The 26,269-nt window shown below is 46.3% G+C and carries 23 protein-coding genes; 8 read left to right on the top strand and 15 right to left on the bottom strand.

Translation table 11 applies throughout. From position 1 onward, the window contains the following. The first annotated feature begins 43 nt into the window (after positions 1-43). From fecD to MHH79_RS04070, 4 genes are all read left to right on the top strand, one after another. Positions 44-1,045: a Fe(3+) dicitrate ABC transporter permease FecD gene (gene fecD, locus MHH79_RS04085; RefSeq protein WP_015482945.1), complete on the top strand. Its 1,002-nt coding sequence runs from the start codon at positions 44-46 to the stop codon at positions 1,043-1,045. Next, the gene (gene yfmE, locus MHH79_RS04080; protein ID WP_340035004.1) at positions 1,042-2,043 is read left to right on the top strand and encodes a Fe(3+)-citrate ABC transporter permease YfmE; all 1,002 of its coding nucleotides are present in this window, start codon (positions 1,042-1,044) and stop codon (positions 2,041-2,043) included. Before fecD ends, yfmE begins: the two co-directional genes overlap by 4 nt. 12 nt (positions 2,044-2,055) lie before the next feature. After that, positions 2,056-2,856, top strand: coding sequence for a Fe(3+)-citrate ABC transporter ATP-binding protein YfmF (yfmF, locus tag MHH79_RS04075; RefSeq protein ID WP_003233737.1), 801 nt, complete (start codon positions 2,056-2,058; stop codon positions 2,854-2,856). Between the two features lie 104 nt (positions 2,857-2,960). Then, positions 2,961-3,980 carry an NADP-dependent oxidoreductase gene (locus MHH79_RS04070; RefSeq protein WP_047182266.1) on the top strand — a complete coding sequence of 340 codons (1,020 nt, stop codon included), beginning with the start codon at positions 2,961-2,963 and terminating at the stop codon, positions 3,978-3,980. Between the two features lie 52 nt (positions 3,981-4,032). Here MHH79_RS04070 and MHH79_RS04065 read toward each other — a convergent pair whose 3' ends face one another. Together MHH79_RS04065 and MHH79_RS04060 are read right to left on the bottom strand one after the other, a co-directional pair. Then, the gene (locus MHH79_RS04065) at positions 4,033-4,479 is read right to left on the bottom strand and encodes a GNAT family N-acetyltransferase (RefSeq protein ID WP_100506775.1); all 447 of its coding nucleotides are present in this window, start codon (positions 4,477-4,479) and stop codon (positions 4,033-4,035) included. A 66-nt stretch (positions 4,480-4,545) separates the two neighbouring features. Next, on the bottom strand, positions 4,546-5,676 hold the full coding sequence (locus MHH79_RS04060; protein ID WP_015482943.1) for a DEAD/DEAH box helicase: 1,131 nt from the start codon (positions 5,674-5,676) through the stop codon (positions 4,546-4,548). Positions 5,677-5,848: 172 nt separating this feature from the next. Between MHH79_RS04060 and MHH79_RS04055 the strand changes: the two genes are divergently transcribed. Continuing rightward, positions 5,849-7,405 carry an ABC-F family ATP-binding cassette domain-containing protein gene (locus tag MHH79_RS04055; RefSeq protein ID WP_014476110.1) on the top strand — a complete coding sequence of 519 codons (1,557 nt, stop codon included), beginning with the start codon at positions 5,849-5,851 and terminating at the stop codon, positions 7,403-7,405. 41 nt (positions 7,406-7,446) lie between these two features. On the opposite strand, the gene MHH79_RS04050 is transcribed toward MHH79_RS04055, so the two are convergent. The 7 genes from MHH79_RS04050 to yfmT all read right to left on the bottom strand — a co-directional run bounded on the left by MHH79_RS04050 (position 7,447) and on the right by yfmT (position 14,964). Continuing rightward, complete coding sequence (locus tag MHH79_RS04050) at positions 7,447-7,677, bottom strand: hypothetical protein (RefSeq protein WP_063335669.1); 231 nt, start codon at positions 7,675-7,677, stop codon at positions 7,447-7,449. A 561-nt stretch (positions 7,678-8,238) separates the two neighbouring features. After that, positions 8,239-9,429 carry an MFS transporter gene (locus tag MHH79_RS04045; protein ID WP_003233759.1) on the bottom strand — a complete coding sequence of 397 codons (1,191 nt, stop codon included), beginning with the start codon at positions 9,427-9,429 and terminating at the stop codon, positions 8,239-8,241. Between the two features lie 64 nt (positions 9,430-9,493). Then, positions 9,494-9,916, bottom strand: a complete 423-nt coding sequence (locus tag MHH79_RS04040) for a MerR family transcriptional regulator (RefSeq protein ID WP_014476107.1) — start codon at positions 9,914-9,916, stop codon at positions 9,494-9,496. Between the two features lie 124 nt (positions 9,917-10,040). Then, positions 10,041-10,487: a YfmQ family protein gene (locus MHH79_RS04035; protein ID WP_015482940.1), complete on the bottom strand. Its 447-nt coding sequence runs from the start codon at positions 10,485-10,487 to the stop codon at positions 10,041-10,043. A gap of 122 nt (positions 10,488-10,609) precedes the next feature. Continuing rightward, entirely contained in the window at positions 10,610-12,499 is a 1,890-nt protein-coding gene (locus tag MHH79_RS04030; RefSeq protein WP_063335668.1) for an ABC-F family ATP-binding cassette domain-containing protein, read from the bottom strand. 133 nt (positions 12,500-12,632) lie between these two features. Continuing rightward, complete coding sequence (locus MHH79_RS04025) at positions 12,633-13,493, bottom strand: methyl-accepting chemotaxis protein (RefSeq protein WP_003233767.1); 861 nt, start codon at positions 13,491-13,493, stop codon at positions 12,633-12,635. A 13-nt stretch (positions 13,494-13,506) separates the two neighbouring features. Next, positions 13,507-14,964 (bottom strand): benzaldehyde dehydrogenase, encoded by a 1,458-nt coding sequence (gene yfmT, locus MHH79_RS04020; protein WP_340035003.1) that lies wholly within the window; start codon positions 14,962-14,964, stop codon positions 13,507-13,509. 249 nt (positions 14,965-15,213) lie between these two features. On the opposite strand from yfmT, the gene MHH79_RS04015 reads away from it, so the two are divergent. From MHH79_RS04015 to MHH79_RS04005, 3 genes are all read left to right on the top strand, one after another. Then, positions 15,214-16,599, top strand: coding sequence for an amino acid permease (locus tag MHH79_RS04015; protein ID WP_003233771.1), 1,386 nt, complete (start codon positions 15,214-15,216; stop codon positions 16,597-16,599). Between the two features lie 91 nt (positions 16,600-16,690). Continuing rightward, a complete protein-coding gene (locus MHH79_RS04010; protein ID WP_327844157.1) occupies positions 16,691-17,398 on the top strand; it encodes a YjjG family noncanonical pyrimidine nucleotidase in 708 nt (235 codons plus the stop codon). A gap of 111 nt (positions 17,399-17,509) precedes the next feature. Next, on the top strand, positions 17,510-18,739 hold the full coding sequence (locus MHH79_RS04005; protein ID WP_063335667.1) for an MFS transporter: 1,230 nt from the start codon (positions 17,510-17,512) through the stop codon (positions 18,737-18,739). A 29-nt stretch (positions 18,740-18,768) separates the two neighbouring features. On the opposite strand, the gene MHH79_RS04000 is transcribed toward MHH79_RS04005, so the two are convergent. From MHH79_RS04000 to ltaS1, 6 genes are all read right to left on the bottom strand, one after another. Then, positions 18,769-19,704 (bottom strand): putative nucleotide-diphospho-sugar transferase, encoded by a 936-nt coding sequence (locus MHH79_RS04000; RefSeq protein WP_015482937.1) that lies wholly within the window; start codon positions 19,702-19,704, stop codon positions 18,769-18,771. After that, positions 19,705-20,883 carry a glycosyltransferase family 2 protein gene (locus MHH79_RS03995; protein ID WP_015383062.1) on the bottom strand — a complete coding sequence of 393 codons (1,179 nt, stop codon included), beginning with the start codon at positions 20,881-20,883 and terminating at the stop codon, positions 19,705-19,707. A gap of 28 nt (positions 20,884-20,911) precedes the next feature. Continuing rightward, positions 20,912-21,823 carry a putative nucleotide-diphospho-sugar transferase gene (locus tag MHH79_RS03990; RefSeq protein WP_015482936.1) on the bottom strand — a complete coding sequence of 304 codons (912 nt, stop codon included), beginning with the start codon at positions 21,821-21,823 and terminating at the stop codon, positions 20,912-20,914. Between the two features lie 23 nt (positions 21,824-21,846). Continuing rightward, complete coding sequence (locus MHH79_RS03985) at positions 21,847-22,815, bottom strand: GDP-mannose 4,6-dehydratase (RefSeq protein ID WP_063335666.1); 969 nt, start codon at positions 22,813-22,815, stop codon at positions 21,847-21,849. A gap of 6 nt (positions 22,816-22,821) precedes the next feature. Continuing rightward, positions 22,822-23,586: a glucose-1-phosphate cytidylyltransferase gene (locus MHH79_RS03980; RefSeq protein ID WP_070548693.1), complete on the bottom strand. Its 765-nt coding sequence runs from the start codon at positions 23,584-23,586 to the stop codon at positions 22,822-22,824. A 237-nt stretch (positions 23,587-23,823) separates the two neighbouring features. Continuing rightward, complete coding sequence (gene ltaS1, locus MHH79_RS03975; RefSeq protein ID WP_251218342.1) at positions 23,824-25,743, bottom strand: lipoteichoic acid synthase LtaS1; 1,920 nt, start codon at positions 25,741-25,743, stop codon at positions 23,824-23,826. Between the last annotated feature and the right edge of the window lie 526 nt (positions 25,744-26,269).

Raw genomic sequence — 26,269 nt, 5'->3', positions numbered from 1 at the left:
CTTCTTCGTTTTTGCAACCAGACGCAGTAAGGAAGTGAGACTGTTGTATCATTCAGCCAAACGGCGCTCATCATCAAGACTGATGATGTTCATCATTGCACTGATTATTTTTATATTTGGGCTTGGGCTGAATCTTTCAGTAGGAGCCTCAGACATCGGCATCATAGATTCATTGAAATATCTTTTTGTATGGGACGGTTCAAAGGAACAGCTCATCATCTCTACTCTTCGCCTTCCCCGCACATTAATCGGCGTTTTTGTCGGCGCCAGCCTAGCTGTAGCAGGGGCGCTGATGCAGGCTATGACCAGAAATCCTCTGGCTTCACCCCAAATTTTCGGTGTGAATGCGGGTGCATCGCTTTTTGTCGTTGCTTCTCTCGTCATTCTGCCGGCATCGCCCTATTCATCTGTTATATTCGCTTTTGCGGGTGCGGCAGCAGGCGGCGCGATTGTATATATGATTGCCTCATCCGGCGGAATGACACCTGTCAAGCTGGCGCTGTCAGGAATGGCCGTGCACTTGTTCCTTTCCTCTATGACACAGGCCATCATTATTTTAAATGAGTCAGGTGAGGATGTTCTGTACTGGATGACAGGCGCAATCGACGGCAGCAACTGGCAGGACGTCATAACCATCGCGCCGTTTTCTGTCATTGGCATCGGGCTTGCCCTCGTATTTTCCGGTTCTGTTTCTGTTCTCGGTCTCGGAGACGAAACAGCAAAAGGGCTTGGACAAAATATGAACGGCATCCGGATTCTGATCAGTTTGATTATTTTAATCCTTTCCGGCGCTTCCGTAGCCGTCGCCGGGCCGATTGGCTTTGTCGGGCTGCTTGTCCCGCATATTGTCCGCAAGCTGATCGGAGAACATTATCAATACGTGCTTCCGTTTTCGGCACTGTTCGGTGCCATTTTGCTGGTGTACGCAGATGTTCTGGCCAGATGGATTGCATTTCCTTATGAATCACCGGTCGGCATTGTCACCGCGATTATCGGAACGCCGTTTTTCTTATATTTGGCAAGGAAAGGGCGACATCTGAAATGAAGAAAACAACCAGAAAACAAAAACGCCCCTTGCTGGCGATACTCATATTGGCCGTGATTTTGATCGTTCTGTCCGTCATCAGCATTGGAATCGGTGCATTATACATTTCACCTAATGCGGTAGTGACGAATCTGCTGGGACTGGATCATTCCTTTGAATTTATCATCCAACAATATCGTCTGCCCCGCATCATATTAGCGATTTTGGCCGGAGCTGGGCTTGCCACTGCCGGAGCGATTTTACAGGGTGTGATCCGAAATCCGCTCGCTTCCCCGGACGTTGTCGGCATTTCAAAAGGCTCAGGACTTGCGGCGATGGCTGTGATTCTCATCTTTCCTGAGTCGCCGGTATACGTGCTTCCGTTCTCCGCATTTGCCGGAGCCGCCATTATTGCTGTACTATTATTAATGATAGCCCGAAAAAAGAGCATTCAGCCCTCTTCACTGGCTTTATCAGGCATTGCTTTAGGCGCGGTCTGCCACGCCGGAATGCAATATATGATGGTCAAGTTTCCGGGCGACGTGAATGCTGCACTCATTTGGCTGACAGGAAGCCTCTGGGGAAGAAACTGGGAAGAAGTCAAGCTGCTTGCGCCATGGCTTTTGATTCTTTTTCCGATCGTCTGCATACTCATACCGAAGCTGGATCTTATGTCACTCGGGGATGAGCTTGCGCAGGGTCTCGGAGAAAACGCAAACCGGCTGCGATTCATCCTGATTTTCACCGCGGTGGCGCTGGCGGGAAGCTGTGTAGCCGTCGTCGGCTCAATCGGTTTTATCGGCTTGCTTGCTCCGCATATCGCCAGACGGCTTACCGGAGAAAAAGCTAAATATTTACTGCCTGCATCGGCATTGATTGGTGCTATTATATTATTAATTGCAGATACGTTAGGGCGTGGCATCATGCCTCCGGTTGAAATACCTGCCGGAATACTGACAGCCGTGATCGGCGCGCCTTATTTCTTATATTTATTGAAATTCGAAGCGAGGAAACAGTAGGGAGAGGATACCATGGGAAAACTGGCTGCAGACCAGCTCACTCTTTCATATGACAGTACAGTGATTATTGACGGAGTCGACTTAAAGATAGAAGAAGGAAAAATCACTGCGCTCATCGGCGCTAATGGCTGCGGTAAATCAACAATCCTCAAATCGCTCGCCAGGCTGATGGCTCCGAAAAGCGGTACAGTGCTACTAGAAGGAAAAGACATCCACCGCCAGCCATCAAAAGAAGTCGCAAAAAAACTGGCCATTCTTCCACAATCTCCTCAGGCCCCTGAAGGATTGACGGTAGAGGAATTATGCTATTTTGGCAGACATCCTCACAAAAAGCTGTTATCCAAGCATACCCAAGAGGATCATGACATGGTAGAGTGGGCGCTGGAAGCAACGGGCATGATTGAACTGAAGGATCGGACACTTGATGCCCTCTCAGGCGGCCAAAGACAAAGAGCCTGGATTTCCATGGCACTTGCACAAGGCACTGATTTGCTTTTGCTTGATGAGCCGACCACGTATTTAGACATCTCACACCAGATTGAAGTACTTGAACTGCTGAAAAAGCTGAACCGCGACCATGGCCGCACTGTTGTCATGGTGCTCCATGATTTAAACCAAGCTGCTCAATATGCTGACTATCTAATCAGTGTGCTGGACGGAAAAATATACAACGCCGGAACACCGGAAGATGTGTTCACCCAGCCATTTTTCCGTGAAGTCTTCGGCTTGGAATGCTGCATCATGAGAAGCCCGATCGACCAGAAGCCAATGTGCCTGCCGACGGGACTGTGTCCGAAATTACGGGCGAAATGAAAAGGAGAGGAGCCCCCTCTCCTTTTTTGTATGCCGGCTTACCTTTTGTATTTCCTCTCCTGTCCATGTTACAGTGGTGTCAACCAAGTGATAGGAGGATGAAAATGACAGCATCTCAGCAGCAAATTCAATTAGCAAGACGTCCACAAGGTATTCCTGTTCATGAAGACTTTCGCTTTGAAACCATTCCGGTTCCTGAACCCAAGCAAGGGGAAGTGCTTGTCAAAACGCTTTATGTTTCGGTTGACCCTTATATGCGCGGCCGTATGCAGGATACGAAGTCATATGTTGAGCCGTTCGCTTTAAATGAAGCGCTTTCTGGCGGGGTTATCGCTGAAGTTGTTTCAGACGGGAATCATCTGAAAAAAGGCGATATCGTCATCGGAAATCTCAGCTGGCAGGAATTTTCCGCTGTGAGCGAGTCTGCCTTGCGAAAAATTGATACAAGCCTTGCTCCCGCTTCGGCCTATCTCGGCATTTTGGGAATGACCGGCTTAACAGCATACTTCGGATTGCTGGACATCGGACGCCCGAAGGAAGGCGAAACCGTGGTCGTCTCCGGAGCTGCCGGAGCCGTCGGTTCAACAGTCGGTCAAATTGCCAAAATCAAAGGCGCTCGAGTTGTCGGTATCGCGGGCTCAGATGAAAAAATCGACTATTTAAAACAGGAGCTTCAGTTTGACGAAGCCATCAATTACAAAACAGCGGATGATATCCAAAAAGCGCTTCAAGACGCTTGTCCTGACGGTGTCGATGTGTATTTTGACAATGTCGGCGGACCGATTTCAGACGCGGTGATGAATCTGCTCAATGAATTTGCCCGAATTCCGGTGTGCGGCGCCATTTCTTCCTATAACGCAGAAAGCGAAGCAGATGACATGGGCCCTCGTGTCCAATCAAAACTCATTAAAACGAAGTCGCTGATGCAAGGCTTTATCGTAAGCGACTACTCCGATCGTTTTTCTGAGGGAGCAAAACAGCTGGCCGAATGGCTGAAAGCTGGTAAACTCCATTACGAAGAAACCATCACAGAAGGCTTCGAAAACATTCCTGACGCGTTTCTCGGTTTATTTAAGGGAGAAAATAAAGGGAAACAGCTGATCAAGGTCAGTGATCCGAGCTGAATGAAGATGAAAACGGGAGGGCTTTTTGCCCTCCTTATGTATTTAGATGAGATCAGCTGCGAAGAATCAACGTAAGAAAACCATCTTCATCAGGTTCCGTATCTTCCAAAGTGAATCCTGCTGCTTGAAAGCAAGCTAAACTGATTCGATTGTTTTCTTCGATGCATGCCACCCATTCCCGCACTCTAGTAAATTCAGGTTCGGTCAGCAGCTTTTGCAATATCCGTTTTCCGTACCCTTGAAGCCGGTACAAAGGATTGACGATCAATCCAATATACGTCCGCTCCTCTCCGAACTCAATAACGACCATCCCTGCCGGCAGCTGTCCATCATACGCCATGATGACAGTATCGTGTTTGTTTTTATTTACTCGTGCGTACCACTCATCTAATGGCAGCATCCCATCCATTCTCCGTCTGGTATCCTCATTCTCAAACCAGTGTTCAAGGATTTTCAGCTCTGACTCCTTCACTGCTTGAAACCTGTCTATTGAAGCCATCTTCCCACCCCCGCGAATCTTTTCTATTATTTTACAACAAAAAAAGAGGGCTTTTCGCCCTTCTTTTTATTTCGTCTTCAGTTTTCCGCCTGCATACACAGCTTCACTCAGTTCAACACCAAGCTTCTTCGCCATTTTTTTCAGCTTAGATTCCTCCAATTTCGTAACAAGGCTCAGCACGTTGCCTTCTTTTCCGGCCCGGCCTGTTCGTCCTGATCTGTGGACATAGCCATCTTCATCAGGAATATCAGCATGAATCACGTAGGGCAGGTTTTCAATGTCTAAACCGCGTGCGGCAATGTCAGTCGCCAATAAAAGAGGAAACTCTCCGTCTTCGAATGCGGCAATGATTTTTGCCCGCTCCATTTTTTTCGCTTCACTGTGCAAAACGCCGAGTTCAACGTGGTGATATGCCAGTTTTTCCGCATATACACTCAGGTTGCCAATGTCTCTCACAAATACGAGTGCCTGCATGCCTTCAAGCCTTGACAGCTTTTGCAGCAGCTTCACTTTGTCGCGCTGGTCGCAAATCAGGTATTGATGCTTCACTTTCCCTGCCTCCGCCTTGCTTCGCTGTACCTTCAACACCTCAGGCTCTTGCGCCAATTCGCGGAGCACATCCTCTGTTTCCTTTTTAAGCGTGGCAGAGAAACATAGAAGCTGGCGGTCTCTTAATGTCGTTTTAATAATTTGTTTGATCGTCTCGCGATGCTCCGGCAGGATAAGCTGATCCGTTTCATCAAGTACAATCGTTTTCACTTCATGCATTTTGAGTTTCTTTGCTTTAATCAGTTCAAATACCCTGCCCGGTGTGCCGACAATGATATGCGGATGTTTCTTCAGCTTTTCGACCTGCTTCTTCACATTCGCCCCGCCGATTAAGGAAGCCGCACGCAGCTCTGAGCCCGCTTTCCAATCCTGAATTACCTGAAAAATCTGCATGACCAGCTCACGGGAAGGCGCTAAAATCACCGCTTGCGGATGCTTTTGCTCTGGTTTTATCCGCTCCAAGACCGGCAGCGCATACGCCAGCGTCTTCCCTGTGCCTGTCGGCGATTCTGCAATGACATCCTTTCCGTCCATGATCAGCTGGGCTGCCTGCTCCTGAACAGGGGTTGGCGTTTGAAAGCCGGAAGCATTCCAATTCTCTTGTATAAATGATTGTGCATTATGTAAAAATGGCCAAGTTTGCGTCATTTTGTTCTCCTCAATTCCTGAAATCTATTCCATAGTATCTCAAAACCTCGCCCGGAACGCAATTTTTCTTTTTCTTTCCTATACCTTTCAACATTCCGAATCCTCCTTTATAATCAAAAGGGTGAATATTACACGCCGATTGTGCGTGTTTGATAACGATAGAGGTGTAAACATGAGTATTTTATCTGTAAAGGATTTAAGCCACGGCTTCGGGGACCGGGCCATTTTTAATAACGTTTCCTTCCGCCTGTTAAAAGGCGAGCACGTCGGCTTGATCGGCGCAAACGGTGAAGGAAAATCAACCTTCATGAATATTATTACCGGAAAGCTTGAACCTGATGAGGGAAAAGTCGAATGGTCAAAAAATGTCCGTGTCGGATACCTTGATCAGCATACCGTGCTGGAAAAAGGAAAATCTATTCGCGACGTCCTGAAAGACGCATTCCATTATTTATTTGCGATGGAAGAGGAAATGAACGAGATTTACAACAAAATGGGCGAGGCTGATCCCGACGAGCTCGAAAAGCTGCTTGAAGAAGTCGGCGTCATTCAAGACGCGCTGACAAACAATGATTTTTATGTCATTGATTCCAAGGTGGAAGAAATCGCCCGCGGTCTCGGTTTGAGCGATATCGGATTAGAGCGCGATGTCACCGATTTGAGCGGCGGACAGCGCACAAAGGTCCTTCTCGCTAAGCTTCTCCTTGAAAAGCCGGAAATTCTGCTTCTCGATGAGCCGACCAACTATCTTGATGAACAGCATATTGAATGGCTGAAGCGCTACCTGCAGGAATACGAGAACGCGTTCATTCTGATTTCCCACGATATTCCGTTCTTAAACAGCGTCATCAACCTGATTTATCACGTTGAAAATCAAGAGCTGACACGCTATGTCGGCGACTACCATCAGTTTATGGAAGTCTACGAGGTGAAAAAACAGCAGCTTGAAGCGGCCTACAAAAAGCAGCAGCAGGAAGTCGCGGAGCTGAAGGATTTCGTTGCCCGCAACAAAGCGCGTGTCAGCACGAGAAACATGGCGATGTCCCGCCAAAAGAAACTCGATAAGATGGATATGATCGAGCTTGCGGCAGAAAAGCCAAAGCCGGAATTCCACTTTAAGCCGGCGAGAACGTCAGGCAAGCTGATTTTTGAGACGAAGGATCTCGTGATCGGTTACGATTCCCCGCTGTCCCGTCCGCTCAACCTCCGCATGGAACGCGGCCAAAAAATCGCCCTTTACGGCGCAAACGGGATCGGAAAAACGACGTTGCTGAAAAGTTTGCTTGGCGAAATCCAACCGCTCGAAGGCTCTGTAGAACGCGGTGAGCACATCTATACCGGCTATTTCGAGCAGGAGGTCAAGGAAACAAACAACAATACGTGCATCGAAGAAGTATGGAGCGAATTCCCTTCTTATACGCAGTATGAAATCCGTGCCGCTCTGGCAAAATGCGGACTGACGACAAAGCATATCGAAAGCCGCGTCTCCGTATTAAGCGGAGGCGAAAAAGCGAAAGTCAGATTGTGCAAGCTAATCAACTCAGAAACAAACCTGCTGGTGCTCGATGAGCCAACAAACCACTTGGATGTCGATGCCAAGGAAGAGCTCAAGCGCGCCCTCAAAGAATATAAAGGCTCCATTCTGCTCATTTCCCACGAGCCAGACTTTTATATGGATATCGCGACAGAAACATGGAACTGCGAGTCTTGGACGACGAAAGTGCTTTAATTTATAAAAAACCCGCCTGATGAAGGGCGGGTTTTTCACTGTCATTTTTTCTGAACGATTCTCAAAAGCTCTCTGTCTTTTAAAATGAGCTGCAATGGAGATGTGAATTCATCAAGTGTCAGCTCTTTTTTGCCAGAAAGCTCATAGTCTTCCTCATCAGCCCATGCGGTGAACCATTCAACCGAAAAGCTATTTTTCATGATGCTGTGTATGTAATGATAGAGCACCTGTAAACACTTCTGATCATATTCGTCAGGCTTTGCCTTATCCATGGCAAACGTCCCCTCTACAGCATGAACCATCACTTGAAATGGCAATCGTAAATGAACGGACACATTCTCAGCTTCTGCAAGATAAATCCCAGCCGCATCAATGCCTGACCGAAGCGGATGCCCTTTCCGCGAACGCCGCTGTCCTTTCCTGCACCAATTCGATTATGATGCCATTATAACGAATAATACATACTGACCGTAAAGGGGTAATAACATGATCATCGGCAAAAAAAAGAATTCAATGTAAATGAACTTCAATACATTATTTGATCAGCTCGTGCAGAGGATGCATATAAGCTGTCTGCATTAACATTGGAAAATAGATGGATATGCGTGTTAAAAGAATTTTGGGGCTATGGCATCAAGAAACATCTTTTACAGCAGTCTCTCTCTTGGCCGGATACCAACGTCCTTTCACTATATAAAACATACGGATTTGAAGCAGAAGGAATCTTAAAAAAAGGAGAAATTGCTTTCTGACGGAAATTACTACAATACGGTAGTAATGGGAAGATTCCACGATTAAAAAAAGACACTGCATATGCGCAGTGTCTTTCGTTATTAATGCCCCGCCTTAATTCCGGCAAGATGTTTACGTCCCATGAGAAGGACAAGCATGCCGACAAAAACGACGATTCCTCCTACTGTATATGGTGTGCTTGCGGTGAAGTGTTCTGACAGCATTCCCGCAATCCACGGAGCGAGCGCACCGCCGATGAAGCGGACTGAGCTGTAGGCTGAAGACGCGATTGAACGTTCAACCGGCGCAGAACCCATCACAGCGGTTGTCATGATCGTATTCACCATACCGAGGACAGCACCAGCGACAACGATACATGTAATAATCAAAGTCTGATGGTCTGTCCAGATCCCCATAATAACGAGAATGGCCGCAAAGGCGATAAAGAGAACGACGAGCGAACGCACTGTGCCCAGCGCTTTGTGCACGAGCGGCGCCGTAAAGACTGACGTAATCGCCAGCAGAAGGCCCCAGCCAAAGAAGACATATCCAAGACCGTGTTCATCTAAATCCAGAACGAACGGAGAATAAGCAAGCAAAATAAAAAATCCAAAGTTGTATAAGAATGCCGATACCGCCATTGTTAAAAGGCCTTTATATTTGAGCGCCTTCATCGCATCAAACACACCGACGCGTTTCGCCGGTTTCGGCAATTTCGGAAGCATGAAAGAAATCGCGATTAACGCAATAAACATCAGGACAGATACTCCGAAAAACGGTGCGCGCCATGAAATGCTTCCAAGCTCTCCGCCTGCAAGCGGCCCGACAGAAATCCCGAGACCGAGCGCAGCCTCATACAAAATAATCGCTTGGGCGCTTCCTCCGACTGATACACCGACGATGACCGCAAGCGCTGTTGAAATAAACAAGGCGTTACCTAACCCCCAGCCGCCGCGATAACCGACAAGCTGAGCAATTGAGCTTGAGCTGCCGCCAAGCCCCGCAAACACAATAATAAAAATAAGTCCGAGAATTAATGTCCATTTCGCGCCGATGCGGCTGGAAATGGCTCCTGAGAAAAACATCATAAATCCGGTTACAAGCAAATAACTTGTAAACAAGAGTGATACTTCACTAGGTGAAGCATGTAACTGTGCGGCAATGGCCGGAAGAATTGGATCGACCAGCCCGATTCCCATAAAAGAAATCACACAGGCAAACGCGACAGCCCATACTGCTTTCGGCTGGCTGAGCAAGCCTGTTTTCTGATTCACTTGTGTTGTCTTATCCATTTGACCTGACCTCCATCTTTATTCCATTAAAAGAAACGCTACAAAAATAGCGTTTGGCAAATTTTCATTCGATTGATTGAATGGCACGTTCCGCTTTATTTTTCATGCCCTGCAGGCGTTCTTTAAAGCTTTGGAATGTGCGGATTTTCTCATCAATCAAATCCAGCTGGTGATTCAGGGTTTCCTGAATTTCCTCCAGTTTTTCTTTCCGTTCCTTAGGATCCAGTGACAACAAATACCCCTCTTTGTTTAACTCTAGCTGGCGGCTGGTTTCCATGAAATGCTGAAGCTCCTGAAGGGAAAAACCGAGCACCTCTTTTGTGCTGATGACTTTCTCAAGCTCCTCCATATCATCCTCTGAATAAAGCCTTACACCGCCGTCTGTCCGTTTCGGCGCCGGAATCAAGCCGATTTCTTCATAAAACCGGATGGTCCGCTTTGTCAGTCCGCTTCTTTTGGCCACTTGATCAATCTTCATCCATTCCAAGGTAAATCCCCCTTCGCCGTTTCTGTTACCATTATACACCTTTTGAACCTTAACGTAAACGTTAAGTTTTAAAAAGCAATAAAAAAGACGAGTAGCATAAAGCACCCGTCTTTCACTTTCCTGTTTAAGCTAAACTTCCCGCCACTGACAGAGACTCTTTTTGAAGGCTTTCAGAAAGCACTCGATACGCGATCACTTTCTTCTTGTACTGTTTCACGACGTCGATATGGTCGTCGTAGCGGTACACGAACAGCTTCACGTCTTTTTTTCCTTTTTTTGTATCTATTACCAGCGGCGTGCCGCCGTTTTCCGGATGTAAATAACGCTCTTCATCACCTGGATAGATATAATATTTTTCCAGGAAGACAGCTTCGTTAAATTGATCAATCACTTTCTGCTTCTCTGCACCCTCGAGGCGTTTTCCATCTAGAGAGAGACTCGCATTTTCGTCACTCAGCTTGGCGTGCACTTCAAATTTGCCGAGCAGCCATTCTATGACGCCTGTAGGAAGACAGGTTAATACGATTTTCACCAGACTCATGAGAATTAACATCACGATCGCCCATGTCATACTTCATCATCTCCGTTAGTTTTCCATGTGCCGCTGACACACAATTTTATCCTAACATAAGCAGGCCGGTTCGTTTTTGTCCATTATGTGAAAAAAAGCGCGGCCTGCTGCGGCCACGCTTTTTAGCTTTCCAGTTCTTCGATCATGAGGGACAATTCTGTCCAGCGGTCCATCGCAGCCTCAAGCTCTTCAGCAGTTTTCGCCTGCTCGGCCATCAGCTCTTGGATTTTGCCAAAATCACTGCCTGCTGCGGCGATGTCAGCTTCGAGCTGCTCATGCTTTTCTTCCAGCTGGGCAATTTTATCTTCGATGCCGTCCCATTCCAGCTGGTCTTTGTAAGAAAGCTTTTTCCGTTTTTTCTTCGGCTCGGCTTCAGCCGTTTTTTCCTCAGCTGTCGGTTTTTGGGCCGCTTTTTTCGCTTTTGACTCCTCCATATAGTCGCTATAGGAGCCTTGAAAGCGGGAAATGACGCCATTTCCTTCAAATACAATCAAACGGTCGACGACGCGGTCAAGGAAATAGCGGTCATGGGATACGGTGATGACGACGCCAGGGAACTGGTCAATATAATCCTCAAGAACGCTTAATGTTTCAGTATCCAAATCGTTCGTCGGCTCATCGAGAAACAGGACATTCGGCTCCTGCATGAGAACCTGAAGCAAGTATAAACGGCGTTTTTCCCCGCCGGACAGCTTGCGGATATACGTCTGCTGCATCGAACGCGGGAAGAGGAAACGCTCGAGCATTTGTTCAGCTGTAATCATATCGCCATCTGCCGTTTTTACGACCTCCGCCGTTTCTTTTATATAGTCAATGACCTTTAACTCACCGTTCATTTCACTATGATCCTGAGTATAGTAGCCGATTCTGACCGTCTGTCCGATCGTAATATCGCCTCCGTCCGGCGTATGACGGCCGGCAAGGGCATTTAACAGCGTTGTTTTCCCGATGCCGTTCGGCCCGATGATCCCGATCCGTTCACCTGGTATGACAAGTTCATTAAAACGGTCGACGAGCATGCGGCCTTCATAAGCGATCATGACGTTCTCCGCTTCAATAACCTGTTTTCCGAGACGGTGCGAGCCAATGGCAAAATCGAGTGAACCTGATGACTGAGGGCCTTTCTGCTCTTTAAGCGACTCTACCCGGTCAATTCTCGCTTTTTGTTTTGTGGAGCGGGCTTTCGCTCCTCGTCTGAGCCAGGCCAGCTCGCGGCGCAGCAGGTTTTGCCGCTTCGTTTCCTTTTGCTCAGCCTGCGCTTCCCGTTCCGCGCGTTTTTCTAAAAACACTTCATAGTTGCCTTTGTACGTGTAGAGGCTGCCTCTTTCAAGCTCATAAATGCGGTTGGTGACACGGTTTAAGAAATATCTATCGTGCGTCACCAGCATGACGGCGCCGGGATATTGGCTTAAATACCCTTCAAGCCACTCAATCGTTTCATTATCCAAATGGTTTGTCGGCTCGTCCAAAATGAGCAGATCAGCGGGCTGAATTAAGTTTTTGGCAATGGCTACCCGTTTTTTCTGGCCGCCTGAGAGCTCATTGACCGGTTTTGTTACGTCGTTGACGCCCAGCTTAGACAATACGGTTTTTGCCAAGGTGTTTGCATCCCATGCATTGTTTGCGTCCATTTTCGCTTGTGCTGCCAGCAGGTGTTTCTGGCGCTGTTCATTTTCGGGATCTTTCCCCAGTTCATACAGCGCTTTTTCATATTCACGCAAGGTTTTCATCACAGCCGATTCACCGGAATAGATATGCTCCAGCACTGTTTGCCCCGCAGGCAGCTCCGGGTCTTGATGAAGAAATTCGACCTGCACGCTTCCGGATTTCGTGATTTCTCCTTCTTCGATAGATTCCAAGCCGGCAATCACTTTCAGCAGCGTTGATTTGCCTGTTCCGTTTGGCCCGATTAATCCGATTCTCTCATTCTCTTCAATATGAAAGGAGATATGGTCAAATAATGTTTTATCTCCGTATGTTTTATAAAGATTTTCCGCTTTTAATATGCTCATGGTTCCTATCAATCCTCACGTAAGTTCATGTGTACATTTTAAATCAGCCGCTGGAATAAAACTAGTAAAACGTCAGACAAATTTCATGGAAATGCAGGATAGAAAAAGACCGGGGACATTTGTCCCCGGTCTCTTACTCTTCCTCAAGCGCTTTTTCAGCCATTTTTGCAAGATGCTGCGCGCTTCCTGAAATCTCCTGCATCGTGGCGGAAATTTGTTCAACGGCAGCGGCTTGTCCGTCTGTATGCTGATTAATCGACTCAATGGATTCCTCCAGCCCTTTCAGCAGGCTGTGGATTTTTTTCGTAATCTGGTCAATTTGGCCGACATTTTCTTTTGAATGCGTCGCTAGCTTTCTGATCTCATCTGCGACGACAGAGAATCCTTTTCCGGACTCCCCTGCTCTTGCCGCTTCGATCGCGGCATTCAAGCCGAGCAGATTGCTTTGGTCAGAGATGCCTTTAACAGTTACTGAAATATCGGCGATTTCACCGGCGCTTTCGCTTACTTTTTTCGCCTGAGAGGAAATGCCCGACATTTGAGTTGAAAACCCGTTAATTGATTCAGAAATGTCGGAAATAGCCGCGGCTGTTTGTTCAACGACAGCTGATAAGCTTTCCGCCACATCATGCAGCTTTGACGACTCCTCAAGGCTCGTTCCGAGGCCGACGCCTCCAATGACTCTTCCATTCTCGTCGTGCAGCGGGATGGCACGCGCGATCAATGGGAAGCCGAACAATTCTTTCGGAACCATGCTCGTCTTCTTCTGATTGCTGCGGATGGCATCTGTGATGATATCCCCTTCCTGCAGCGGATCGCCGGCTTTTACGTTCAGCGAAAAGGTTTTGGCCGGTATATTCACGAGCAGTTTTTCCGTATCATAAATGCCGATTGTAATATCATCCTGAACCAGGCTGTTTAAATAAGGGGCTACTTTGATAAATGCGTCCAGAATATCTGCGGTTTCTTTTTCCGTATTTATGGTCAATTCCATTCACTCCTTTTCATTAATAAGGGAAGCTGCGTTTTTCGTGCTGGACCGAGATCCATTTCAGCGTTGTAAATTCTTCGAGGCTCCACTCACCGTTTAAACGGCCGAGGCCTGATTGCTTTTCACCGCCGAAGGCTACATTCGGTTCATCATTGATGGTCGTGTCATTGACGTGAATCATGCCTGTTTCAATGCGTTTCGCAAAAGCCACGCCGCGCTCAAGATTTGACGTATGAACGGCACCGCTCAAGCCAAACGGGGTTTCGTTTGCGATATCCACCGCTTCGTCTTCTGAATCAAACTTCATAAAGGAGACGACTGGTCCGAACAGCTCTTCCTTGGCAATGCTCATGAACGGTTTGACGTCTTTTAAGATCGTCGGTTCCACGATCGTCCCATTAAATCCGCCAAGCTTCACTGGTACAGCGCCTTCTTCAATTGCTTGCTCAACAGTCTTCATCAGCCCGTCCGTTTGTCTGCTGTTGATTAATGGCCCGATAATCGTATCAGGATCCATTGGGTCGCCGACTTTCAGCGATTCCACTTTTGCCTGGTACAGCTCAAGGAACTTGTCATAAATAGAAGAATGAACAAGCACGCGGTTGGCTGACATGCAAATCTGTCCTTGATGTGTAAATCGGCTGAACACCGCCGCATTGACCGCATATTCTATATCTGCATCCTCAAGTACGATGAAGGCGCTGTTCCCGCCAAGCTCAAGAAGCGGCTTTTTAAAATGCTTCATCGCAAGCTGTCCGATGTAGCTGCCGACTTTCGTAGAACCGGTAAATGAGATGATCCGCGGCACTGGATGCTCAACGAAGCTGTCGCCGATTTCAGCAATGTCTGTGACAACAACATTCAGCAGTCCCTCTGGAATTCCCGCGTTCTCAAAAATTTTCGCAATCAGCGTTCCGCCGCAAATCGGCGTTTCCTCATGCGGCTTTAGCACAACGCCATTGCCGGCTCCGAGTGCAGGCGCCACTGATTTCATAGATAAAAAGAATGGGAAGTTAAACGGACTGAGGACACCGACAACGCCTGCCGGCACGCGATATAATCTGTTTTCCTTGCCATCTATTGTGGACGGAAGAATTTTCCCCTCCATGCGGATTGGGAACGTTGCCGCTTCTTTCATGATGTTTTTGACAAGTCCGATTTCAAAAGCCGCTTTGAGCCTTGTACCGCCTAGCTCCTCCATAATCAAATAAATAATGGCTTCTTCATTTTCTTCAATATACGTGACGGCTTTTTCTAAAATGGTTCTTTTCTCAAACGGGTTGACCGCATCCCATTTTTTCTTTGCCAGCGCCGCTGCCCGATACGCTTCATCTACATCGTCAGCAGTCGCTTTACGGAATGTTGTGAATGTTTTTTGAGTATAAGGATTTTTGTTTTCCAATACATTTGGGCTGCTGCCCTCCTGCCATTTCCCGCCGATAAACTGTTTATTCAACTCTTCATATTGAAACATGGTCAGCATCTCCTTTATAACCGCAAATCAAAATATGGGCGAATCTATTTTTTCTATCGGTTCATCTTGCATAAAATTGAATATACGATTAGTAAAAATTACTATCCTATGATACGACAACGCTGTTTCGCTTCTATCATTTAAAGCAGAAAAATATTTTATTGACTGCGTCAAATTTCGACAATATAATACAACAAGAACTGTATATAATGATTAGAATATTTTGAATATTTTCAGGAGGAACTTTTGATGAGTTCATTATTTAGAAAAAAACCGCTTGAAACATTGAGTGCGCAGAGCAAGTCAAAAAGCCTTGCCCGTACGTTAAGCGCATTTGATTTAACCTTGCTCGGTATCGGTTGTGTCATCGGTACAGGGATTTTTGTCATTACAGGAACAGTGGCAGCGACCGGTGCAGGTCCCGCCCTCATCATATCGTTTATTTTAGCGGGGCTCGCCTGTGCGCTGGCTGCTTTCTGTTATGCTGAGTTTTCGTCTTCCATTCCGATTTCGGGAAGCGTGTACTCATACTCATACGTGACACTTGGAGAGCTGCTCGCCTTTTTGATCGGATGGGATCTCATGCTTGAATATGTCATTGCACTGTCAGCGGTTGCCACCGGCTGGTCTTCATACTTTCAATCACTGCTTGCCGGCTTCAATCTTCATATTCCGGCTGCACTGACAGGAGCGCCGGGAAGCACGGCGGGCGCCGTATTTAACCTTCCGGCTGCGGTGATCATTCTCCTCATCACTGCGATTGTCAGCAGAGGCGTCAAGGAAAGCACACGCTTTAACAACGTCATCGTACTGATGAAAATCGCGATCATTTTATTGTTCATTATTGTCGGTATCGGCTATGTGAAACCGGACAACTGGTCTCCTTTTATGCCATTCGGGATGAAAGGCGTCATTCTTAGCGCTGCCACTGTATTCTTCGCGTATCTTGGGTTTGACGCGGTTTCTAACGCCTCAGAGGAAGTAAAAAATCCGCAAAAAAACATGCCCGTCGGCATTATTTCAGCTCTAGCCGTCTGTACGGTTCTGTACATCGCGGTATCGCTTGTGCTGACAGGCATGATGCCTTATGCCAAATTGAATGTCGGAGATCCTGTATCCTTTGCGCTGAAATTTGTCGGACAGGACGCTGTTGCCGGAATTATTTCTGTCGGTGCGATTATCGGGATTACGACGGTGATGCTCGCTTTGCTGTACGCTCAGGTTCGTTTGACATTTGCCATGAGCAGAGACGGCCTTCTGCCTGGATTGTTCGCAAAGGTTCATCCGTCATTTAAAACCCCGTTCCGCAACACATGGCTGACAGGGATCGTCGCAGCGGGAATCGCCGGCTTTATTAACCTCGGAACGCTGGCCCATCTGGTGAACATGGGAACACTTGCCGCGTTTACGGTCATATCTATTGCTGTCATTGTGCTAAGAAAGAAACATCCTGAAATCAAAGCGTCCTTCAGAGTGCCGTTCGTTCCAGTTGTGCCGATTATCAGCGCAGGCATCTGCCTTTGGTTCATGTACAGCCTTCCCGGTGTCACATGGCTTTCATTTGTCATCTGGATCGCTGTCGGAACACTGGTTTATTTCCTATATTCGAGAAAACACAGCTTATTAAACAAATAATCTCTTTTTAGCCGGCGGTGCCTCACCCGACGGCTTTTTCCTTTTTTTATGTGCTATACTTTGAGTACACATGAGAAAGGGAGACACACAGATGAAACAATACCGCACTTTATTATTTGATGTAGATGATACCATCCTTGATTTTCAAGCGGCAGAAGCTTTAGCCCTGCGTTTGCTGTTTGAAGATCAGAACATTCCTTTAACAAATGACATGAAGGCGCAGTATAAAACCATCAATCAAGGTCTCTGGAGAGCCTTTGAAGAAGGTAAGGTGACACGGGAGGAAGTCGTAAACACGCGTTTTTCCGCTTTGCTCAAGGAGTACGGTTACGAGGCGGACGGCGCTTTGCTTGAGCAAAAATACCGCCGCTTTCTTGAAGAAGGACATCAGCTTATTGACGGTTCATTTGATCTCATCTCAAATCTGCAGCAACAGTATGATTTGTACATCGTGACAAACGGTGTGTCTAACACACAATATAAGCGTCTCCGTGATTCAGGATTATTTCCATTCTTCAAGGACATTTTCGTTTCTGAAGACACAGGCTTCCAAAAGCCGATGAAGGAATATTTCGATTACGTGTTTGAACGGATTCCTCAATTTTCAGCAGAGCACACATTAATCATCGGGGATTCACTAACTGCTGATATCAAAGGCGGACAGCTCGCCGGGCTTGATACTTGCTGGATGAACCCTGACATGAAGCCGAATGTGCCAGAGATCATACCAACCTATGAGATTCGTAAGCTTGAAGAGCTATATCACATTTTGAATATCGAAAATACCGTCAGCTGCTAATCAGGCTGACGGTATTTCTTTTATAAGAGTCTTTTTTCCTCTTGATAAATTCTTCACCTTATGAATAATATGGTGGTATGCTTTGGTTATATATGTAAGGAGGAGACTCAATTGGCTATCGCCGCCCCGGTAAAAGAAAAAACAGTTCAAAAACCAGGCACCACGGTGTATCCGATTTTGATTATTATCGGAATTTGCCATATGCTCAACGATTCGCTTCAAGCTGTGATTCCGGCCATGTTCCCTATTTTGGAACGCTCCATGAGCCTGACGTTTACACAGCTTGGCATCATCGCTTTCACATTAAACATGGTGTCATCCGTCATGCAGCCTGTTGTCGGCTGGTATACCGATAAACGGCCGCGGCCGTATGCGCTGCCAGTCGGTTTGACCGCCAGCATGCTTGGCATTTTGGGCCTTGCATTTGCCCCGTCATTCATAACGATCCTATGCTGTGTGTTTTTCATTGGATTAGGCTCGGCCATTTTCCATCCGGAGGGCTCCCGTGTGGCGTATATGGCCGCCGGCACAAAACGCGGGCTCGCCCAGTCGATTTATCAGGTGGGCGGAAACTCAGGCCAGGCGATGGCCCCGCTGATCACCGCGCTGATCCTTGTGCCGCTCGGGCAATTCGGCGCTGTTTGGTTCACGCTTGTCGCCGCGCTTGCTGTTATGTTTCTCATGTATATCGCGAAATGGTACGCCTCACGTCTCGGCAGCCTTGCCCAGAAATCAGGCAAGCAAAAGAAAACGGCTGAAAACACGGCCATCACCAAATCTGTTGTATCTGCTCTTATTATTATTATATTTCTCATTTTTGCTCGTTCTTGGTATACGAGTGCGATCGGTAACTTTTACACGTTTTACGCGATGGATACCTATCACGTAAGCATTCAGCAGGCACAAAGCTATATTTTTGTCTTCTTGCTGTTTGGCGCGATCGGCACGTTTCTCGGCGGCCCGCTTGCAGACCGTTTTGGAAAACGCTTCGTGATCGTCGGTTCGCTGTTATGCTCGGCGCCGCTGGCGATTTTGCTGCCATTTGCCGGCCCGGTTCTCGCCTATGGCGTGCTCGCATTGATTGGCGTGGTTCTGATGTCGAGCTTTTCCGTAACGGTCGTCTATGCACAGGAGCTAGTTCCTGGAAAAATTGGCACAATGTCCGGTTTAACCGTCGGGCTTGCCTTCGGGATGGGCGCAATCGGCGCTGTGGCGCTGGGCGCTCTGATTGATGCAGCGGGACTGACGCCGACGATGATCGCCATTGCCTTTCTCCCTGTCCTCGGCATCCTTGCCTTCCTATTGCCGAGTGACCAGAAGCTGAGAGAATGGCATAGCTGAAAAAACCCCTGCCAGGCGGCAGGGGTTTTTTAATCCAGCTGGATAAAATGAGTGTCAGGCACTGCGTGCTTCGGGATAAAGCCATCCGCAAAGTCCGGAAACGCCGACTGTATTTCATCAATCCATCTTTTCAGATTTAATATATACGGCATATAAATCATCTCAATTGTCGCTTCGTCTTCAATCCGGTAGTACCAGCAAAGATTAAACTCTTTTTCTGTCACCAGCGTAAACCCAGAGAAATGATAGAAAATCAGCGGCGTTTCATCTATATACACGCGGCCGTCCTTTTGCCCGACCTTATAGTTTTCGATATTCCAAAGCGCTGTATTGGCTCCTATTGATTTGACAACATGAACACCTTTAAACTGCGCCGGCCATTTCTCCACATATCTTTGATCACCGTATGTCTTGCGTTCCGTATCCATTTCGACCGTGCAAAATTCAATACAGTCCTGTCTCCACTGCCACACCGCTTCATATGCTTCCTTTGTATTACCGGCACCGACAAAGCCTGTATTAAAGCGTCCGGTTCGGTCGTAGTAAGACATGAAGCGCGGCGAATTACGATGATCAGTCAAATACAGAGACGCCGTTGGGTTTTCTGCAAAAATACGTGCCGGATCAGAAAAGAAAAATAGATCCGTATCCATATGGGCAAAGTATTCAGCGTCATCCCACTTGCTCATCACATGAAACAAAAAGGCGGGCTTTAACGTCCAGCAATATTCATGAAACGTTCTGTTGCTTTTCGCTTTCAGCAGCTCCGGGTCTTCCATTTCATGCAGCTGCACAAAGGTGACATGCTCCCATGGCACGTGCTGAAGCAATTCATACGCTTTCTGGTCGACACACAGCACATATAAATGAAAATCATCGCAATGCTCATGGAGAGAATGAATCATAGGCATGAGCTTAAAGATATGTGTCCTTGACACTATCGTTGAAAAATGAAATGTACTCACTTATACCACATCCAATGATCTAAGATCCACGTGCAGCAAATCGTTGACAAGCGCATACAGTGCGTTGGCAAAATCGTTCACGCCTAGCTTTTTCTTCGCTTTCGGCAGAAGCTTGCGGACAGTTTGTAAATCAAAGCTTTTCGCCGTCACCCTTGGGGATTTCTTTCTCCAATCCGGATCAATGTTGCGCTCTTTAACAACATGTAGAAGCTCAAGAAACAGATTCAGCAGCATATCATATTTCTGTGATTCCAGCAGCTTTTGAATATCAGCCATGATTCTGTTCGTCATGTCAGGCGGGAACGGCCCATTAAATGCGAGATGAACGTCTAAGGAGCGGATGTTATTGTATTTATCGCACATATAGGCAATGTTTGCCCGAATATCGTCTACAGACTTACAATTGCTTGGATGTTCCTGATGAACACTGACAATATCGCGACGAAGCCTGAAGGTCAATCCGGCCTGATGAAGCCTGATCCCGAGGTCATAATCCTCAAACCCGTACCGTACAATGCCTTCGTCAAATAAACCGAGGTCAACCACATGCTTGCGTTTCACAGAGGAATTATTCGTGATAAAAAAGCGCCATGGCATATGATAGCCTTTCAAGTCATCGCCGTACTCATCTAAAATCTTCTTGAGCACGTCTATAAAGTCGGTATCGAGGTCAAAGCTTTTATCAAGAAAGCTTCCGTTTTTGATGTCCGCTTCCTCCAGCAGCTTTTGTTTGTCTTTCTTCGGCATTTCATCTGTGAGCTTTGCGAGCTGTTCCTTATGTTCTTCTTCAAACCGTTCATAATAAAAACTGTAGATCCGTTTCCAAAACAACCCGCACACGACGAGATTCTCTTCGTTCTCATGGGCTTTAATATGTTTTGCCACAAGGTCCTTTGCCGCAAGCATATCGCTGTCATGGAAAATCAGGATGTCTCCTCTGGCATTGCGAAGCGCCTGATTTCGTCCGTACGCAATGCCCCTGTTTTCTTTAATCCGTGTAAAGATCAGCGGAAAATCCGCTTGAAATGACTCAAGCATCGAGAGCGTCCCGTCCTCAGAGCCATTGTCCGCTACAATGACTTCGAATTCTTCATCGCACTCCTGCTGGTTTAATGACAGAAGGCTGTTGTAAAGGCGCTCCTTTGAATTATATGCAGGAATAATAACGCTTGCTTTCACTTCATTTTCACTTCCTGTATTTACTCATTTATTTGTTGTCATCTTTTGAAGCAAAACCGTTAAATTCAGGGTCTAACGTTTTCATGTGCTGAATGATATGCGGCAGTGTCTCTTGATACAGTTCATGCACAAACGGCAGATCTGTGCGGGTTGTTTCATGAATCTGTTTGATTTCATTGATGCTGACGATTCGGTATCCGCTGAAATGATAAAAGATCAGCGGACTGCCATCCTCCAGCACGATCCGGCCATCTTTCCAGGAAAACGTATGCTGCCCATAATTCCAATGCCCGATGTTCACGCCGGGTGTTGTAATGTCACACACATTCGGAAACAGCTCAGACATATAATCCAAATAGCCCTGATCACCGAATTTTCCTTCACCCGGTGCATTTTTGCATTCCTCAAGACAGCGTTCCTTCCACCACTCCAAGCAATCCGTGCCTGCATCATCATGCTTGAAGCTGATAAACCCGGAATTATATCTGCCTAAAAGACGCTGCAGCATGTCAATCTGCTCTTTCTCAAAAGAAGGGATTACAATATCCCCCCGTGAAAGCAGCACCGAGCAGTCCGGCTGGTTTTCAAAAATCGGCGATGGATCTGCATAGAAAAAGAGATCCCCGTCAATATACGTCACACGCTCCAGCTCAGGATTGCTGTTCAGCACAGCTTGCAGAAAGATCGGCTTCATCGTCCAGCAATACTCACTTTGATCTCTAGTTTCCTTCAGCTTCAGCAGCAATTCATTTTCAAGAGCGGCCACCGGCACAAGGTTCAGCTGCTTCAACTTCAGCTTCTGTAACACGCGGTGCGTATCTTCATCCATGCAAAGTATAAAAATGGGACTGTCTTGATCAACTTGCTCTAACGACTTAAACAAAGCGACTGCCTGATATAATCTTCCTTTTGATAAAACGGTGCAATACGCGCTGGTCACAGTCTTGTTCACCTCGTTTCACATTACTTTTTGAAGAATTCCGTATACCACTCAATCGTTTTTTCAAGTCCCTCATCAATAGTGTAGGCCGGTGTCCAATTCAGCAGCTTTCTTGCTTTTTCCGCGGATAAATATTGATGTTTGATTTCATTGCTTCCCTGATTCAGCACCTTAGGTTTCAGATTACTGTTCATTTTCTTTAATATTTTCTCTACCAGTTCAAGTACGGTCAGCTGGATCTCATTGCTGAAGTTAAAGGCCTCTCCGGCAAGATTGTTTTCTTCCATTTTTTCTGCAAGAAGCAGATAAGCCTGAACGGCGTCTTCAATATAGAAGTAGTCCCGTACAAAGGTACCGTCGCTTCGGATTTCCGGCGCTTCCCCGTTCAGCACAAGCTGAATCGTCTGAGGAATGATGCGGTTGAAGTTCAAATCTCCGCCGCCGTATAAGTTTCCGCAGCGCGTAATGCAGACCGGAAGCCCGTACGTGTGAAAATAGGTGTGGCTGATCAGATCTGCGCAGCTTTTTGAGACGTCGTACGGGTGCTTGCCTTGCAGCGGCATGTTTTCATCGTATGGAAGGTTTTCTTGATCGCCGTAAGCTTTATCACTTGAAGCGACAATGACCCGCTTAATTAACGGATGCTTGCGGCAGGCTTCGAGAATATTCCATGTGCCGAGGATATTCGCTTCAAAGGTAGAAATCGGGTTGCGGTTTGCCACGCCGACAATCGCTTGTGCAGCGAGATGAAAGACCGTGTCGATCTCATACTCGCCAAGCGCGCGTTCAATCACAGACAAGTCCTCAAGAGAGCCCCGCACGATGTTCATTATCTTGATATGTTCTCCCTGATAAAGATTGGATTGAGGCACATGATCCCTGACAAGCCCCGTAACGTTTGCGCCCTGTTCGATCAGCTCTTTCACCAAATAGCTTCCTAAAAGACCTGTACATCCCGTGACAAATACGTTTTTATTTTTCCAGAAACTCAAATCGATTCACCATACCTTCCATACTTGTTGTCCTTGATTCCACATTTTGTTGACTTCTAAGAGATTTTTATACGTATCAATAGCCGTCCAAAATCCGTAATGGCGGTACACAGCAAGCTCCCCGTCTTTGGCAAGGTTCTTCAGCGGTTCATCTTCGAACATCGCGTTCCCGTCCTTCGGCAAATACTCGAAAACCTTTGGACTGAGAACGAAGAATCCGCCGTTGATGATTCCGTCACTTGATGTCTTCTCAGAAAATGTTTTCGCCATGCCGTCCTCAACCGTCAAGGTGCCAAACTGCGAGACTTTGTCAATGCCGGTGACAGTCGCGGCAGCACCTTTTGTCTGATGATAGCTGATGAGATGGAAAAGATTGATATTGGCCAGCCCGTCCCCATAGGTGAGCAGAAATGTTTCATCACCGATATAGTCTTTCGCCTGCAAGATTCTTCCGGCTGTCAGCGTATCTTCCCCAGTCTCCAAAAACGTAATTTTCCACGTTTCAGGCTGCCCCAGGATCTGTACCTCTCCCGTAGAGCTGTCGAGTGTCAGGCTGTTGTGCTTCCATTCATAGTCGAGAAAGTATTCCTTGATTTTTTCGCCTTTATAGCCCAACAGCAGAATAAACTCGTTTACTCCGTAGTACTGATAAATTTTCATAATATGCCATAGAATCGGTTTGCCGCCTATCATGGCGAGCGGTTTAGGAATGTCATTCGTGACTTCACTCATTCTCGTTCCTTTTCCGCCGCAGAGAATGACCGCTTTCATCTCTACCCCTCATCTCTATGAATATTGAGTTCGAAACCTGGTACATCTTCACAATCTATCAAGGCATTTCCCCGATAATTTGTCCGATTTCAATCCGGTTTCAAAATCTACTGTAATGATATGAGAGAAAGACGGCCTTGGTGACCAAATAGAATCTATTTTTTGAAGTTAGTTATGTAACCAAAAAAAAGAGCCTTCAGCGAAGGCAATGCGCCCGCTCAAGGCTCTTTCTCATCTTTATTTGATTTCTTTTTCCTTGCCGTAATGATAGTCAGACGGATCAACGGCTGTGAAATCACTTAGTTTATGGAACCTCAGCAAGTCTTTGTACAGGACACTGTCTGAAAGACTCAGCTGCTGGGTCACTCTTGTTTTCAGATTCTTCGTTTCTTCATTCGCTTTCAGTTTTTCACCTGTCTTCGTATCGTAAATGATATTGTCGACTGATGTGTACTTCGGCGTTACGAAGTCTCCGTTTCTGAATGCCACCGTATCGTCGTGGTCTTTAGAGAATAAATCAGTACCAAAGTTGATATATTTCTGAGAATCAATTCCTTCTAAGTGCAGAAGTGTCGGCATAACGTCAATTTCGCCGCCATACGTATGGTTCACTCCGCCTTTTTTGCCAGGAACGCGGATCATCAGCGGCACACGCTGGTTCTGTGCGTTTTGATAATCTGTGATCTCTTTTCCAAGAATCTCTTTCATCGCTCGGTTATGGTTTTCAGAAATACCGTTATGGTCACCGTAAATCATGATGACTGAGTTGTCATACAGGCCGGCTTCCTTCAACTCCTTGAAGAATTGCTCAAGCGCTTCGTCAAGGTAACGCGCTGTCTGGAAGTAGCTGTCAACTGTGTTATCGCCTGTTGTCGCTTTTTTAAGAGACGCGTCTTTTTCATCAAGGTTAAACGGATAATGGTTTGTCAATGTAATCAAATGCGCATAAAACGGCTGTTTAAGAGATTCAAGCTTTGGAATCGATTCTGTAAAGAACGGCTTATCCTTAAGCCCCATATTAATCACATTTTCATCTGACATATCATACGTGCTTGCGTCGAAGAACTTGTCATATCCGATATGTTTGTAAATCTGGTCACGGTTCCAGAACGATTTGTAATCACCATGCAGGACGGCGCTTGTATAGCCTTCCTTCTGGTCTAAAATCGCAGGAAGCGACTGGTAAGTGTTTTCGCCTTTCGTCACAAACGCGGAGCCTTCAGGAAGACCGAAGATCGAGTTATCCATTGTCAGCTCGGCATCAGATGTTTTTCCCTGGCCTGTCTGATGGAAGAAGTTATCAAAATACGTCACATCTTCCCCGCCGTGCGCAAGTTTATTTAAGAAAGGCGTCACCTCTTCACCGTTTAGCTTGTAGTCAATCAGGAATGACTGGAAGCTTTCGAGGTGAATTTTAACGATATTTTTGCCTTTGGCAGAGCCGAAGTACTCGGCGTTCGGTTTCGCATAATGAGACGTCGTGTAATTCTCGACGCTTGTTAAATCATCGCTGCTTGCATAGGCCCTTTGCGTTTCTGTTTGAGCCGTCTGTACACCGTCATAAATGGTGTAGTTGTATAGACCTAAATATTTCACAATATAATTGCGGTCAAACGTTCTTGTCAGCAGCTGCGGACGGTCTTTTTCCGCATAGTGCAGGTTGATGAAAAACAGTGCGATCCCAGAAAGGATCACTAAAGATGCAAAGCGTTTTTTCATTTTGTATTCTTTTAATTCAGGTCTCCAGATCAATACCGCAATCAAAATGATAATATCTAAGAAATAGAAAATATCATGACCGGCCATGATACTGAAAATCCCGTCTCCCATGTTTCCAACGTTTCCGGACTGTTTAATGTTCGGGAACGTCAAGAAATCGTCAAAGAAACGATAGAATAAAATATTTGCATATAACACAAATGTCATCAAGAAATCGATAATCAGCATAATAATGGCTGATTTACGCCCTTTCGCCAGCAAAGCCAGTCCTAAAAAGAAGACGGCGCTTGAGAATGGGTTAAATATCAGGAGGATCTCCTGAGTTGTGCCTTTTACCCCAAGATTAAACTCAGTCTTGTAGGATAAATACGTTTTTGCCCAAAACAGTATAACAGCCAGCACAAAAAAGCTAAGTTTGTAAGAAAAAAGTTTCTTCATGGCAACCTCTACTTTCTTAAACACTTTAAGTTCTTCATTCATATTTACCTGCTCTTTATATCCTGCCTTCCAATTCCTTCTTTCCAAACAAAATCAAGGCATCACACAACAAGAAATACACCGCGGCAAGCCGGAATATTTATGTTTCGCACCATATCATTTTTATTACAACCATTTGGAAACCAATCACTGGACGAAAGAAACCTTCATTTCGTTTCACATTTTTTTCTCGGAAATAAAAAAAGGATTTCTTTTGTCATGTGTGCCTTTGAAAAAAGAAATAGATACCGAGTATAAGAATAACATAAACTAGCAAAAACGAAAAATAGGTTTTGCAGACAGCCCGCCCTTCCGGCGGACTGAAGTTATTGTATGCATCAATGTTTAGCGCGATCACCATTTTTTCGAAAGGACAAAAAAGACTGGATGTCTCCAGTCTTCCAGATTGTTGACAAAATCCTAAAATGGTTTTCATTTTAGGATTTTGTCATCTTTTCAGCGTGATTGAAAACCCTTGAAGTCTAGG

This window comes from Bacillus sp. FSL K6-0993 (assembly GCF_037977205.1).
GTDB lineage: Bacteria > Bacillota > Bacilli > Bacillales > Bacillaceae > Bacillus > Bacillus subtilis.
Note: the sequence above shows the minus strand (reverse complement) of the source record. Positions and strands in the feature narration are given on the sequence as shown.